14 protein-coding genes are annotated in these 13708 nt (G+C 70.3%); 7 read left to right on the forward strand and 7 right to left on the reverse strand.

The genetic code is table 11. From position 1 onward, the window contains the following. Positions 1 to 34: 34 nt before the first annotated feature. Positions 35 to 964, reverse strand: a complete 930-nt coding sequence (locus tag LNW73_RS36315; protein ID WP_250989726.1) for a MurR/RpiR family transcriptional regulator — start codon at positions 962 to 964, stop codon at positions 35 to 37. A 129-nt stretch (positions 965 to 1093) separates the two neighbouring features. Here LNW73_RS36315 and LNW73_RS10325 point away from each other — a divergent pair, with 129 nt between their 5' ends. The 5 genes from LNW73_RS10325 to LNW73_RS10345 all read left to right on the forward strand — a co-directional run bounded on the left by LNW73_RS10325 (position 1094) and on the right by LNW73_RS10345 (position 4994). Beyond that, positions 1094 to 1993, forward strand: a complete 900-nt coding sequence (locus tag LNW73_RS10325) for a 1-aminocyclopropane-1-carboxylate deaminase/D-cysteine desulfhydrase (RefSeq protein WP_374118071.1) — start codon at positions 1094 to 1096, stop codon at positions 1991 to 1993. A 28-nt stretch (positions 1994 to 2021) separates the two neighbouring features. Beyond that, the gene (locus LNW73_RS10330) at positions 2022 to 2744 is read left to right on the forward strand and encodes an AAA family ATPase (protein ID WP_250989727.1); all 723 of its coding nucleotides are present in this window, start codon (positions 2022 to 2024) and stop codon (positions 2742 to 2744) included. Positions 2745 to 2753: 9 nt separating this feature from the next. Beyond that, positions 2754 to 3323, forward strand: coding sequence for a GNAT family N-acetyltransferase (locus LNW73_RS10335; protein ID WP_250989728.1), 570 nt, complete (start codon positions 2754 to 2756; stop codon positions 3321 to 3323). 182 nt (positions 3324 to 3505) lie between these two features. Beyond that, entirely contained in the window at positions 3506 to 3919 is a 414-nt protein-coding gene (locus LNW73_RS10340; RefSeq protein ID WP_138350908.1) for an anti-sigma regulatory factor, read from the forward strand. Between the two features lie 109 nt (positions 3920 to 4028). Next, positions 4029 to 4994: an RNA polymerase sigma factor SigF gene (locus tag LNW73_RS10345; RefSeq protein ID WP_250989729.1), complete on the forward strand. Its 966-nt coding sequence runs from the start codon at positions 4029 to 4031 to the stop codon at positions 4992 to 4994. 118 nt (positions 4995 to 5112) lie between these two features. On the opposite strand, the gene LNW73_RS10350 is transcribed toward LNW73_RS10345, so the two are convergent. Further along, positions 5113 to 5541, reverse strand: a complete 429-nt coding sequence (locus LNW73_RS10350; protein ID WP_374118265.1) for a hypothetical protein — start codon at positions 5539 to 5541, stop codon at positions 5113 to 5115. Between the two features lie 39 nt (positions 5542 to 5580). On the opposite strand from LNW73_RS10350, the gene LNW73_RS10355 reads away from it, so the two are divergent. Together LNW73_RS10355 and LNW73_RS10360 are read left to right on the forward strand one after the other, a co-directional pair. Next, positions 5581 to 6549: a diacylglycerol/lipid kinase family protein gene (locus LNW73_RS10355; protein ID WP_138350911.1), complete on the forward strand. Its 969-nt coding sequence runs from the start codon at positions 5581 to 5583 to the stop codon at positions 6547 to 6549. A 317-nt stretch (positions 6550 to 6866) separates the two neighbouring features. Further along, positions 6867 to 7124, forward strand: a complete 258-nt coding sequence (locus LNW73_RS10360; RefSeq protein ID WP_138350912.1) for a WhiB family transcriptional regulator — start codon at positions 6867 to 6869, stop codon at positions 7122 to 7124. A gap of 148 nt (positions 7125 to 7272) precedes the next feature. On the opposite strand, the gene LNW73_RS10365 is transcribed toward LNW73_RS10360, so the two are convergent. From LNW73_RS10365 to LNW73_RS10385, 5 genes are all read right to left on the reverse strand, one after another. Further along, a complete protein-coding gene (locus LNW73_RS10365; RefSeq protein WP_250992870.1) occupies positions 7273 to 8721 on the reverse strand; it encodes a sensor histidine kinase in 1449 nt (482 codons plus the stop codon). A gap of 427 nt (positions 8722 to 9148) precedes the next feature. Then, positions 9149 to 10219: an SIS domain-containing protein gene (locus LNW73_RS10370; RefSeq protein ID WP_250989731.1), complete on the reverse strand. Its 1071-nt coding sequence runs from the start codon at positions 10217 to 10219 to the stop codon at positions 9149 to 9151. A gap of 41 nt (positions 10220 to 10260) precedes the next feature. Continuing rightward, entirely contained in the window at positions 10261 to 11805 is a 1545-nt protein-coding gene (locus LNW73_RS10375; protein ID WP_250977643.1) for a glycoside hydrolase family 3 protein, read from the reverse strand. Continuing rightward, on the reverse strand, positions 11802 to 12656 hold the full coding sequence (locus LNW73_RS10380; protein ID WP_250977642.1) for a carbohydrate ABC transporter permease: 855 nt from the start codon (positions 12654 to 12656) through the stop codon (positions 11802 to 11804). The genes LNW73_RS10375 and LNW73_RS10380 overlap by 4 nt, the downstream gene beginning before the upstream one ends. After that, positions 12653 to 13660 (reverse strand): carbohydrate ABC transporter permease, encoded by a 1008-nt coding sequence (locus LNW73_RS10385; protein WP_250977641.1) that lies wholly within the window; start codon positions 13658 to 13660, stop codon positions 12653 to 12655. Before LNW73_RS10385 ends, LNW73_RS10380 begins: the two co-directional genes overlap by 4 nt. Positions 13661 to 13708 lie beyond the last annotated feature (48 nt).

Below are 13708 nucleotides of genomic sequence, written 5' to 3' on the forward strand. Positions count from 1 at the left end.
AGCGCCGCTGACCTGTCGCCCGGGCCCGGGGAGTTCAGGCGCGGTCGCTCTCCAGGGCCTGGTGCGTGACCCGCAGGGCGTGGTCGGACTTCTCGTAGGTGCGCTGCGCGACGCAGACGAAGAGGCAGTCGACGACGACCAGTTGGCTGATCCGACTGGCCATCGCGCCGGGCCGGAAGGTCGTCTCGCGGCCCGCCGACGCCAGCACGAAGTCGGCGAGCCGGGCGGCCGACGACTGCGGGTGGTTGGTGATGACGACGGTGGTCGCGCCCTCGGCGGCGGCCCGGCGCAGCGGCTCCAGGACGTCGCGGCTCTCGCCGGAGTGCGACACGGCGAGGAAGACGTCGCCGGGGCCGAGCAGCACCGCGCTGGTCAGCGCGGACTGCGAGTCGCCGTGCGCGTGGCAGGGCCGTCCTATGCGCTGCAGCTTCTGGTGCAGGTCCTGCGCGACCAGCCCGGACGCGCCGACGCCGGCGATGTGCAGCTGGCCGTCGCCGCACACCGCGAGCACGGCGCCCAGCAACTGCCCCGGATCGAGCTGCGTCTCGGTCTCCAGGACGGCCTGGGACTCGGTGTGCACCAGCTTGGCCATCACCTCCGCGGGTGAGTCCTGCCGGGTGATCCCCGAGGTCAGGGTCGAGCGCGGGGGCTGCCGCGCCGCCGAGGCGGCCAGCGCCAGCCGGAGTTCGGGGTAGCCGGAGAAACCCAGCGCCCTGGCGGTCCTGACGATCGAGGAGTCGCTGGTGCCCGCCAGCGCGCTCAGTTCGGAGATCGTGCTGCGGGCGACCTGGGCCGGGTCCTCGACGATCAGCCGGGCGATGCGCGCGGAGGCGGGCGTCAGCGAGGGCAGCAGCCCGCGTATCGTCGCGGCGAGCCCGTCACCGGGCCCGGCCGGGGATTCCCGCTCCCGCCCCGGGTCCGGGCCGCCGGAGAGGTCTGTGCCGTTCGTGCCGTCCGTCTTCACGTGAGAAGAATGCACCGGGGGCGGCCCTTTTCGGGAGCTTCTTCCGCGGCCAGGGGGACCGATGAGGCCATTGCGGCGGTTTGCGCCCCGCGGGCTGCCGACCTCACCCGTGCGGGTGACAATGACGAGGTGACCGCCACCGGCCTGCCGCTCGACGCGCTGCGACCCCGGCTGCCCTCACCGCTGGTCGCGATCGAGGACGCCCGGCTCGCACGGCACGGCGTCCGGTTGCTGCTGAAGCGGGACGACCTGATCCACCCGGACCTGCCGGGCAACAAGTGGCGCAAGCTGCGGCTCAACCTCCAGGCCGCCGCCGACGCCGGCCACGACACCCTGCTGACGTTCGGCGGCGCCTACTCCAACCATCTGCGCGCGACCGCCGCCGCCGGACGGCTGCTGGGCTTCACGACCATCGGCGTCGTCCGCGGCGACGAGCTGGCCCGGCGCCCGCTGAACGCCTCGCTGACCCGCGCCGCGGCCGACGGCATGCGGCTGGCCTTCGTCGACCGGACCACGTACCGCCGCAAGGCGGAGCCGGACGTCGTCGAAGAGCTGCGGGAGCGCTTCGGCCGCTGCTACGTGGTGCCCGAGGGCGGCAGCAACGCGCTGGCGGCCCGTGGCTGCGCCGAGCTGGGCAGGGAGCTGCGCGGCGCGGCGGACGTCGTCGCGGTGGCCTGCGGCACCGGCGGCACGCTGGCCGGGCTGGCCGCGGGGCTGGCGCCCGGCAACCAGCGCGCGATCGGCTTCCCGGTCCTCAAGGGCGGCTTCCTCGGCGGCGCCGTCCAGCGGCTGCAGGAGGACGCGTTCGGCGGGCGGACCGGCGACTGGACGCTCGACGAGCGCTTCCACCACGGCGGCTACGCCCGCACCACCCCCGGCCTCGACGCCTTCGCGGAGGACTTCGCCGACCGGCACGGACTGGTCCCGGACCGCGTCTACGTGGCGAAGATGCTGCACGGCCTGTTCACCCTGGCGGACGAGGGCGCCTTCTCCCCCGGCACCCGCCTCGCGGCCGTCGTGACCGGATGAGGACGGGTCGGATGAGGACGGGTCGCGCATGCTGATCGAACGCGCCTACGCGCATGTTCCCGCCACCGACGAGTTCCCGCCGGGCGCCTGGCCCTGGCGGGTCCCCGCCGTCGCCCAGCTGCTCGACGGCGGGCTGCGCTTCACCTCGCCGATCACCTTCCTCGTCGGCGAGAACGGCTCCGGCAAGTCCACCCTCGTCGAGGCGCTCGCGGAGGGCTTCGGCCTGGACCCGTACGGCGGCCGGGCCGGGTACAAGTACGCGAGCAACCGCGAGAAGTCCCATCTGGGCCAGCGGATCCGCTTCGACGCCACCCGGGCCGGCCGCCGCATGCTCGACGGCCCCCGCACCCGCCGCAAGGGCTTCTTCCTGCGCGCCGAGACCGCCCTGGACGCCCTGGAACGCGAGGACGTCGCCGTGCACACCATGAGCCACGGAGAGGGCTTCCTGACGGCCTTCCGCGAGATGTTCCGGCAGCCCGGCCTGTACGTGATGGACGAGCCGGAGGCGGCGCTCTCCTTCACGTCCTGTCTGCACCTGGTGGGACTGATGCACGAGCTCGCGGGCACCGGCGCCCAGGTGATCTGCGCCACTCACTCCCCGCTGCTGACCGCGACCCCGGGCGCCACGATCCTCGAGATCGGCGAGGACGGAGCGCATTCCGCGCGCTGGGAGGACCTGGCGATCGTCGATCACTGGCGCCGGTATCTGACCGATCCCCAGGCTTACCTGCGCCACATCATCGGGACGTAACCTGGGCTCATGATCCGAGCCGCCACCCCCGCCGACGTCCCGGCGATCCACGCCATGATCCGCGAACTCGCGGAGTACGAAAAGGCGCTGGAGGAAGCCCGCGCGACGCCGGAGCAACTGCACGACGCCCTTTTCTGCGAGCACCCGGCGATCTTCGCCCTGATCGCGGAGGACGAATCCGCGGACGCGCCCACAGCCGGCTCCGGGGGCGTATCCGGTGATTCGTCCGGGGACCGCACGGTGGGATTCGCCCTGTGGTTCCGGAATTTCTCCACCTGGACGGGCACACACGGGGTGTACCTGGAGGATCTGTACGTAAAGCCCGAAGCGCGCGGCGGCGGCCACGGCAAGGCGCTCCTGGCGGAACTGGCCTCGATCTGCGTCACACGCGGCTACGAGCGCTTCGAATGGGCAGTACTGGACTGGAACGATCCCGCGATCGGCTTCTACCGCTCCATCGGCGCCTTCGGACAGGACGGCTGGACCGTGCAACGACTGACCGGCGAACCGCTGCGCACCCTCGCCGACCTGGCAGTCCACCCGCGTGTCGGCAACGATGCGACATCTCTTTCGAATTGAGACCGCACACCCCTAGCCACGTTGCGTACTCATACGCTTACCATGGGTGACAGTCGTGGGGTGTCGGGCCAGGGCTCACTCATGGCGGCGGCAGTGCTCCGTCCGGGCGACATCAGGGCACAGATCGCGATAGCGTCGCTGGCGAACCAGAGCAATCACTGTGTGCCACCTTGGAGGTGAGGGTGTCCCAGATCGCAGGCGAGCCCGGGACGAAGGACTTCGTTGAGGTCCGGCTGCCCGCGGCGGGGGCCTATCTGTCGGTGCTGCGTACGGCTACGGCCGGACTCGCGGCACGGCTGGACTTCACCCTCGACGAGATCGAAGACCTGCGCATCGCCGTGGATGAGGCGTGCGCGATCCTGCTGCAGCAGGCCGTTCCCGGCAGCGTATTGAGTTGCGTCTTCCGACTCGTCGGAGACGCTCTGTGGGTGAGAGTTTCGGCGCCCACGACCGATGGTCGCGCTCCGGAGCGGGACACCTTCGCCTGGACAGTGCTCTCCGCACTGGCGGGCGAGGTGGATGCCACGGTCGCGGAGGACAAGACCGTCAGCATCAGCCTGCACAAGAAGCGCGGTGCCGGCCCCGGACAGTCGTGAGGTCCCCAGATGCAGGCAGCCCGCAGGCGCGGACCCGAAGCAGGTCAGCGTGTCCCGGTCCCCCGAAGGGCCGGTAACGGTACAACCGTGCACGGAACGGGGAAACGCCATGAGTGCTGATCTTTCCCGGGAGGCAGCTCCCGGACCCCCGGCGGACAGCGGCACGCCCGCGGTGCGGGGCCGTGCCGCCGTACCCGCCCAGGCGTCGCCCGCCGGGGCGGTCGGGCGGTATGCGGCGCGGCAGCACCCCGGGTCCCGTACGGATGGAATGGACGCGGCGGAGCAGGCGGATCCCATGGACCAGCAAGAGCAGCACGACCCGCATGACCGGGCCGGCGCCCGAGCGCTCTTCGTGGAGCTGAGCAAGCTCCCGGACGGCTCACCGGAACGCGCCGAGCTGCGCAACCGGCTGGTGCGCATGCACCTGCCCCTGGTGGAGCACCTGGCGCGGCGCTTCCGCAACCGCGGGGAGCCGCTGGACGACCTCACCCAGGTCGCCACCATCGGTCTGATCAAGTCCGTCGACCGCTTCGACGTGGACCGCGGCGTGGAGTTCTCCACGTACGCGACTCCCACGGTCGTCGGCGAGATCAAACGTCACTTCAGGGACAAGGGCTGGGCCGTCCGCGTCCCCCGCAGGCTCCAGGAGCTGCGGCTGGCCCTCACCACCGCCACCGGAGAGCTCTCCCAGCGCTTCGGCCGGGCGCCGACCGTCCACGAGCTGGCCGTCCAGCTCAAGATCACGGAGGAGGAGGTGCTGGAGGGGCTCGAATCCGCGAACGCCTACAGCACCCTGTCCCTCGACGTTCCGGACACCGACGACGACTCCCCGGCCGTCGCGGACACCCTCGGCGCCATGGACGAGGCCCTTGAGGGCGTCGAGTACCGGGAATCGCTCAAACCGCTCCTGGAGTCACTGCCGCCCCGGGAGAAGAAGATCCTCATGCTGCGGTTCTTCGGCAACATGACCCAGTCGCAGATCGCCATCGAGGTCGGCATCTCCCAGATGCACGTCTCCCGGCTGCTGGCCCGCACTCTCATGCAGCTCCGCGAGAAGCTCCTCGTCGAGGAGTAGCCCATGACGCCTGCCGGACAGCTCCCTGAGGCGTCCGGCAGGCCCAGGGCGCAGGAAACCCCCACGGGGCAGGAAACCGGCCGCAGTAGCCCGGCCCGCGGAACCCAGGCCGCGGAACCTACGCCTGGCCGCGGTCGCCGATACCGAGGGCGGCTGTGGTGGCGGGGTGGACCAGAAGGACCAGCCCGGCCAGTGCCATCAGGGCCAGGGCGACGCCGGCCGCGACGAGCGCCGCCGCGCCGTGCACGAGCGTCCAGGCCACCGGCAGCGCCAGCAGCTGGATGATCAGCGCGGGGCCACGGCTCCAGCGCCGGGCGTGCAGCAGCCCGTACGCCGCCGCCAGCGGGATCGCGCCGAGGGCGAGGACGGTGAGCGCACCCACCACGGCGTTGCGGACGTTGTCGGAATGACCGGTCAGCGCCAGCACCAGCAGCACGAGCCCGCAGGCCGCGAGGGCGAGCCCTTCGAGGGCCGCGAGGCCCGCGGCGGCGGTCAGCCGGCGCGGTTTGGATGACGGGGTCGGGGGGATCTGGCTCACACCGGCCAGCGTAGCCCGGTGTACTTATGGGTAGGTACGCTTCCCCTCATGCGCGCACTTCTCGTGGTCAACCCTGCTGCCACCACCACCAGTGCGCGGGTCCGTGACGTTCTGGCCCACGCACTCGCCAGCGATCTGAAGCTGGAAGTGGCTGCCACCGAGTACCGCGGCCACGCCCGGGATCTCGCCCGGCAGGCGGCCGAGGGCGGCGAGATCGAACTGGTCGTCGCACTCGGCGGTGACGGCACCGTCAACGAAGTGGTCAACGGACTGCTGCACAACGGCCCCGATCCCGACCGGCTGCCGCAGCTGGCCGTGGTCCCCGGCGGATCGACCAATGTCTTCGCGCGCGCCCTGGGACTCCCCAATGACGCCGTCGAGGCGACCGGCGCGCTGCTGGACGCCCTCCACGACCAGTCGTCGCGCACGGTCGGCCTGGGCCTGGTGAGCGGCACGCCCGGTACGGAGGACGAGGGAGTGCCGTCGCGCTGGTTCACCTTCTGCGCCGGGCTGGGTTTCGACGCCGGCGTAGTGGGCCGGGTCGAACAGCAGCGGGATCAGGGGAAGCGCTCGACGCACGCCCTCTACATGCGCCAGGTGATGCGCCAGTTCCTGGCGGAGACGCACCGGCGGGGCGGTTCGATCACGCTGGAGCGCCCGGACGAGGACCCGGTCACCGGGCTGGTGCTGGCCATAGTCTGCAACACCGCACCCTGGACCTACCTGGGCAATCGTCCGGTGTACGCGTCCCCCGAGGCCTCCTTCGACACCGGCCTCGACCTGCTCGGAGTCTCGAAGATGTCGACGACGTCAGCGATGCGTTACGCCACGCAACTGCTGCGTTCGACCCCCGATCGAGGCCCGCACGGCAAGCATGTGGCGTCCGTCCACGACCTGACGGACTTCACCTTGCATTCGCAGGCTCCACTCCCGTTCCAGGTGGACGGCGACCACCTGGGGCTGCGTACCAGCGCAACCTTCACAGGCGTACGCCGTGCACTGCGTGTGATTGTGTAAGCGGAAGAGCCCAAAGTCCTTTTACTCGAACGTTTAGGCTGCCCTGCACCCCATGGAAGTACGGCTGTGATGCAGGCGACACCGAGGAATCAAAAAAAACTTTCCTGAAGGGGTTGTATCCGCAGCCCAGGTTTGCGAGTCTCTACATGGCGATCGGGACGGCCAACAACCGGAGTCCCTTGAGAGCCCGAATCCACCACCTCACACCAGCGGAACTGCACCAGGTAACTGGGCGTAGTGCCGTGCCCTGTGAGGGGATTCGTGAAAGCGTTCACATTCACAAGCAACGTGCTTGTCACAAAGGAGTTGGAGCAGCCATGGACTGGCGTCATCGCGCCGTTTGCCGCGAGGAAGACCCGGAACTCTTCTTCCCCATCGGCAACACCGGTCCTGCGCTGCTGCAGATCGAGGAAGCCAAGGCCGTCTGCCGCCGCTGCCCCGTCATGGAGCAGTGCCTGCAGTGGGCGCTGGAGAGCGGCCAGGACGCAGGCGTCTGGGGTGGCCTCAGCGAGGACGAGCGTCGCGCAATGAAGCGCCGCGCCGCCCGCAACAGGGCCCGCAACGCCAGCGTCTGACGCCCCCGCTTTACCCCCGAGCCGCAGCGCGCAGCACCCGAATTCGTACGCGCAGCACACAGCATCCAGTAAGCCCCGACCGCCTGGCGGTCGGGGCTTACTGCTGTTCGCCCTCACCGCCGGCCCCGGATGACCGGGCCCCGGATCACTAGGCCTCGGCGGGGAGTTCCAGCACGACCTTGGTGCCGCCCCCCGGCGCCGGGACCATGTCGAACGTGCCGGACAGTTCGCCGACCACCAGGGTGCGGACGATCTGCAGGCCCAGATTTCCGGCCCGCTGCGGGTTGAAGCCCTCCGGCAGCCCGCGGCCGTTGTCCTGGACGGTGATGATCAGCTTGTCGCGGCCGGCCGTCGCCCCCACCTCGACCGTGCCGCTCTCCCCCGGGCCGAAGCCGTGCTCCAGCGCGTTCTGCAGCAGTTCGGTGAGAACCATCGCCAGCGGGGTGGCGACCTCGGCGGTCAGGATGCCGAAGCGCCCGGTGCGGCGGGCCGTGACGCGGCCGGGTGAGATCTCGGCGACCATCGAGAGCACCCGGTCGGCGATGTCGTCGAACTCGACGCGCTCGTCCAGGTTCTGGGAGAGCGTCTCGTGCACGATGGCGATCGAGCCGACCCGGCGGACCGCTTCCTCCAGCGCCTCGCGCGCCTTGTCGGAATCCATCCGGCGGGCCTGCAGCCGCAGCAGCGCGGCGACGGTCTGCAGATTGTTCTTCACCCGGTGGTGGATCTCCCGGATGGTGGCGTCCTTGGTCATCAACTCGCGCTCACGGCGCCGCAGCTCGGTGACGTCGCGCAGCAGTACGAGCGAGCCGATGTGGGTGCCCTTGGGCCGCAGCGGGATGGTGCGCAGCTGGATGACGCCGTCGCCGCCCTCGACCTCGGCCTCGCGGGGCGCCCAGCCGCTGGCGAGTTTGACCATCGCCTCGTCCACCGGGCCGCGGGCGGGGGCGAGTTCGGCGGTGGTCGCGCCGAGGTGCAGTCCGACGATGTCGGCGGCGAGGCCCAGCCGGTGGTACGCGGAGAGCGCGTTGGGGCTGGCGTACTGCACGATGCCGTCCGCGTCGAGCCGGATCAGACCGTCGCCGGCGCGCGGCGCCGCGTCCATGTCGACCTGCTCGGCGGGGAACGGGAAGGAGCCGGCGGCGATCATCTGCGCCAGGTCCGAGGCGCTCTGCAGATAGGTGAGCTCGAGCCGGCTGGGGGTGCGGACGGTCAGCAGGTTGGTGTTGCGGGCGATCACGCCCAGCACCCGGCCCTCCCGGCGGACCGGGATCGACTCGACCCGGACCGGGACCTCGTCCCGCCATTCGGGGTCGCCCTCACGGACGATCCGGCCCTCGTCCAGCGCCGCGTCCAGCATGGGGCGGCGGCCGCGCGGCACCAAATGGCCGACCATGTCGTCCTGGTACGAGGTCGGCCCGGTGTTCGGCCGCATCTGGGCGACCGAGACATAGCGCGTGCCGTCCAGGGTGGGCACCCACAGGACGAGGTCGGCGAAGGACAGGTCGGAGAGCAGCTGCCACTCGGAGACCAGCAGGTGAAGCCATTCGAGATCGGAGTCGTCGAGGCCGGTGTGCTGGCGTACGAGGTCGTTCATGGAGGGCACGTCTGCGAGCGTACAGGCCAATTCGGGCCATCCGTGCCGGGCCTTTTTCCACCGATGGCCGCGATTCCATGGACAAGGACGAATGGTCTAGTCCACAATGGACCGAACAGACCTCCATCCTCCCCGCACAGGAGGGTGGATCGAGGCCAGGCGTTCTCTGCCCTGACTACGCCGTGGCCTCACAGGTCGGCCCTAACGGGCCACGGGGAACCGCACACCCCGTCGGCCACGGCGTCGACAGCAGCTCCGGGCTGCGGTGCTGGAAGGGCTGAGGGTCCCTTCCCGGCGCCGCGGCCCGTGGCGTTTTCCGGCACCGGTACCGGTGCCGTTCACGCCGCCCGCACCTCCCCGCACGCACGCGGAAGGCCCCGTCGCAGCACGCGACGGGGCCTTTCACGTGCGACACGGCGGGACCGCGTCAGTGCGTCTCCGTCACCTTGGCGAGGGCGCGCGGGGCGTCCGGGTCCTGGCCGCGGGCGATGGTGACCTCGTAGGCCAGCATCTGCAGCGGCAGGATCTCCAGGATCGGCTGGACCTCCTCGGCGACGCCCTTCGTCGGCAGGGCGAAGCCCGCGGAGGCGGCGTCCACCTGGGCCTGCGGGCCGATGACCACCAGGTCCGCGCCCCGGCCGCGCAGCCGGTCCAGGACCGGCTGGAGGGCCTCTCCGCCCCTGCCCTCGGTGACGATGGCGATCACCGGCGAGATGTTGTCGACCATGGCCAGCGGGCCGTGCAGCAGATCCGCGCCCGAGTACGCCAGGGCCGGGATGTAGCTGGTCTCCATCAGCTTCAGCGCGGCTTCCCTCGCGGTCGGGTAGCCGTAGCCGCGGGAGGTGATGACCATGCGCTCCGCGAAGCGGTAGCGGCCGGCCAGCGCCTTGACCTCGGCGCCGCGCGCCAGGATCCCCTCGGCCAGTTCCGGCAGCACCTCGGCGGCGGAGCCGTCACCACCGCGCAGACCTTCGACGAACAGGTACAGGGCCAGCAGCTCGGCGGTGTACGTCTTGGTCGCCGGAAGCGCCTTCTCCGGTCCCGCCAGCACGTCGATGTGGAACTCGGAGACCTCGGCGAGCGGGGACTCCGGGTTGTTCGTCACCGCGACGGTGATCGCGCCGGCCTCGCGGGCCGCCCGGGTGGAGGCCACCAGGTCGGGCGAGCCACCGGACTGGCTGACGGTGATGACCAGGCAGTCCGTGAGGTCCGGCGTCGCGCCGTACGCGGTGGTGGTCGACATCGAGGTGAGACCCGCGGGCTTGCCGAGCAGCACCTCGATCAGGTACTTCGCGTACAGCGCCGCGTTGTCGGACGTACCGCGGGCGGTGAGCAGCACGAAGCGCGGGTTGCGGGCCGCGACCTTCGCGGCGACCGCGCGGATCCGCGGCGCACCCCGGTCCAGGATGCGCCGCAGTACAGCGGGCTGCTCGGCCATCTCACCGGACATGATCCGGCCCGGTATCAGAATCTTCCGGTCCGGCGTCGGGGCGGACATGCGGTGGGCCTCCAGGCTGTTGCGTATCTCCTCCGCGCCGGTCAGACCCCGGCTTCCTTGCCGGCGATGACCTCCGCGGCTGCTCGCCCGCACACACGGGCAGCGCCATGGGTCGCGATGTGCAGCGCGCCGGACGGCGGTGCCTGGGGCACCCCCATCTCCACCACGACCGTGTCCGGGCGGGCGGCGAGCAGGGCGTCCAGAGCGTCGGCCATCCACGCGTGGCGGTGCACGTCGCGGACCACTGCGACGATCCTACGGTCGGACGCGGACTGCAGCACTTTCGCGCAGAGGGCGTCCACCCCGCCGTCCTCGGCGTCCGCCGCACGGAAGGTGCCGGTCACGGTGCCGGGCAGCAGCCGCTCCAGTTCCGCGGCGACCCCCCAGGGCGTCTCGGCGCCGACCGCGATGTTCGCGACCGGGGTGAAGGCGGCCACGTACGGCGCGGTCGCGATCGGTACGTACTCCTCCGTACGGGTCACGCGCACGGCCCGGCGGGCCGCGATGAGGCCGACCTCGGGGTCGGGTGCGGTCCCCTCCGCCGCACCCGACCGCTCGGCCGTCCATGCCGCGAGCGACCGCACCCGGGCCGCGGCGTCGGCAAGCCGCTCCTCGGGCAGATCACCGTCGCGCACCGCACGCACGATGGCGTCGCGGAGCCGCAGCACGGTCTCCTCGTCGGCGAGACCCCCGCCGACACAGATGGCGTCGGCACCGGCCAGCAGCGCCATGACGGTGCCGCGTTCGATGCCGTACGTCGCCGCGATGGCCTGCATCTCGATGCCGTCGGTGACGATGAGTCCGTCGTAACCGAGGCCGCCCGCCGCGGCGGGCGCGCGCAGCAGCCCGTTGAGCGCGCTGGGGCTGAGCGTGGCGGGCCGGTCCGGGTCGAGGGCCGGCACCAGGATGTGGGCGCTCATCACGGCCTTGGTCCCGGCGGCGACGGCGGCCCGGAACGGCACCAGTTCACGGTCCTGCAGGGTCTGCAGACCGACCTCGATGTTGGGCATCGAGTGGTGCGAGTCGACGGCCGTGTCGCCGTGGCCGGGGAAGTGCTTGGTGCAGGCCGCCACCCCGGCGGACTGCAGACCGGTGATGTACGCGGCGGTGTTGCGCGCGACCAGGTGCGGGTCGGAGCCGAAGGACCGTACGCCGATCACCGGGTTGCCGGGGTCGGAGTTGACGTCCGCGGACGGCGCCCAGTTGAAGTTGACCCCGCAGGTGCCGAGCCGGCGGCCGAGCTCCGCCGCCACCTCCTGCGTCAGGTCCGCGTCGTCGACCGCGCCGAGCGCGAGGTTGCCGGGGAAGGACGAGCCGGTCCGCGCTTCGAGACGGGTGACGTCACCGCCCTCCTCGTCGGCCGCGACCAGCACGTCCGCCCGTACCGCGCGCAACTGCGCGGTGAGCGCGGACAGCTGCTCGGGCGATTCGATGTTCCGGGCGAACAGCGCCACGGAACCGAGACCCTCGGCGAGCCGTTGCAGCAGCCACTCGGGCGCGGTGGTCCCGATGAATCCCGGCTGCAGGACGGCGAGCGCGTCCTGGGTGAGAGTGTCGGGGGCGGAGTCGGTAGAAATGACGGTCATCCCTTCACCGCCCCGGCGGTCAGACCGGAAGCGACCTTGCGCTGGACCATGACGAAGAAGATCACCACGGGCAGGGCCACCAGGATGGAGCCCGCCATCAGCGCGCCGAAGTCGGTACCGCGCTGGCCGGTGAAGTTCAGCAGCCAAATGCTGAGGGTGTACTTGTCGTTGTCCTGGAGGAGGACGTAAGCGAAAAGGTATTCGTTCCAGGCCGTCATCAGGGCGTAGATCGAGGCGGCGACCAGGCCGGGGGCGAGCAGCGGGAAGACCACGCGGCGGAAGGCGGCCATCTGGCTGCAGCCGTCGACCATGGCCGACTCCTCCAGCTCCTTGGGGATGTTGACGATGAATCCGCGCAGCATCCACACCGAGAAGGGCAGCGTGGTCGCCGCGTACACGACGATGACGCCCCAGTACTGGTTCAGCCCGCCCATGTCGTTGAGCTGGATGTAGATGGGGATCAGCATCGACGTGCCGGGGATCATCTGGATCAGCAGCAGCGTGATCATCAGCCCGCGGCGGCCCCAGAAGTGGAAGCGGCCCAGTGCGTAGGCGGCGAGCAGTCCGACGCCGATGGCGATGACGACGCTGAACAGCGAGATGATCACGCTGCTCTTCACGTTGTCCCAGAAGTTGGGCATGTCCATCGCCCGGTTGAACTGGTCGAACGTGATCGAGCTCGGCCAGAGCTTCTGGTGGTAGCTGAGGATCTCGGTACTGGGCCGCAGTGCGGTGATGACCATCCAGTAGACCGGGAAGCCCATGACCACGAAGGTGAGCAGGCCGAGGATGTTCCAGCCGGTGCGGTTCTTCTTCTTGCTCTTGTAGGTGACCTTGGCGGCGGTAGTCACTCGACCTCTCCGATCTTCATCAGCTGGCGCAGGTAGTAGACGGAGACGCCGGACAGCATCACCACGGTGATGATGGAGATCGCGGCACCCGTGCTGAAGGAGTTACTGGTGAACGCCTGGGTGAAGGAGTAGAGGCCCAGCAGCTGGTAGTCCGGCTCCGGGTGGTTGTTGCGCATCAGCAGCACCTGGCCGAGCACACCGAAGTCCCAGATGATCGACAGCGTCGTCGTCATGACGAAGACCGGCTTGATCACCGGGAAGGTGACGAACCGGAAGATGCCGAAGCCGCTGGCGCCGTCGATCCTGGCCGCCTCCTCCAGCTCCTTGGGCACCTGGGTGAGCGCCGAGTGCAGGCTGATGGCGATGAACGGGATGGCCGCCCAGACCACCAGGGCGGCGATGATCGCCAGCCCCGAGGTGGGGTTGAGGAACCAGTTGTGCCCGGCGTAGTCGACCCCGGGGAGCTTGCTGAGCAGCTCGTTGACCAGCCCGTAGTCCGAGTCGAACATGAACTTGAAGACCGAGGTGGAGACCAGCAGCGGCATCGCCCAGACGGCGACCATCGCGCTGGTGATCATCACCCGGAGCCAGGGCGACACCCGCTGCAGCAGCATCGCTATGAGCAGCCCGAGCAGCATGGTGAAGAAGACACAGACGACGACGAAGACGACCGTGCGGATGAACACGTGCCAGAACTCGGAGTCGCCGAGGATCGTCGTGTACTGGTCGAGACCGACCCACGGGGGTGTCGTACCGCCCCACAGGTTGTTGCGTCTCATGTCCTGGAAGGACAGCACGACGGTGTCGATCAGCGGCCAGCCGAGCACGCCCGCCATGACCACCAGGGCCGGAGTGATCAGCAAGTACGGCAGGGTTCTGTTCTGCCGGGTGGCCGGCCGGCGGCGGGCCCCCCGCCCGGATGCGGGCCGGTCCTGAGCCGGCGGCGGGCTCTCCACGAGGCCCCGCTCCAGCGGCTCGGTGGCATGCGTGTCGGCGGCACTCATCTCGCTGACCTTTCTTCGTCGTCCATGCCGGGTGCGGAGGCGGACGGC

It is taken from the genome of Streptomyces sp. RKAG337, from assembly GCF_023701715.1.
GTDB lineage: Bacteria > Actinomycetota > Actinomycetes > Streptomycetales > Streptomycetaceae > Actinacidiphila.

Coding starts and splice junctions, on each gene's coding strand:
- LNW73_RS10345 (WP_250989729.1), top strand. CDS start 4,029: ATGAGTGCTGATCTTTCCCGGGAGGCAGCTCCCGGACCCCCGGCGGAC.
- LNW73_RS10330 (WP_250989727.1), top strand. CDS start 2,022: ATGCTGATCGAACGCGCCTACGCGCATGTTCCCGCCACCGACGAGTTC.
- LNW73_RS10355 (WP_138350911.1), top strand. CDS start 5,581: ATGCGCGCACTTCTCGTGGTCAACCCTGCTGCCACCACCACCAGTGCG.
- LNW73_RS10365 (WP_250992870.1), bottom strand. CDS start 8,721: ATGAACGACCTCGTACGCCAGCACACCGGCCTCGACGACTCCGATCTC.
- LNW73_RS10370 (WP_250989731.1), bottom strand. CDS start 10,219: ATGTCCGCCCCGACGCCGGACCGGAAGATTCTGATACCGGGCCGGATC.
- LNW73_RS10375 (WP_250977643.1), bottom strand. CDS start 11,805: ATGACCGTCATTTCTACCGACTCCGCCCCCGACACTCTCACCCAGGAC.
- LNW73_RS10360 (WP_138350912.1), top strand. CDS start 6,867: ATGGACTGGCGTCATCGCGCCGTTTGCCGCGAGGAAGACCCGGAACTC.
- LNW73_RS10385 (WP_250977641.1), bottom strand. CDS start 13,660: ATGAGTGCCGCCGACACGCATGCCACCGAGCCGCTGGAGCGGGGCCTC.
- LNW73_RS10335 (WP_250989728.1), top strand. CDS start 2,754: ATGATCCGAGCCGCCACCCCCGCCGACGTCCCGGCGATCCACGCCATG.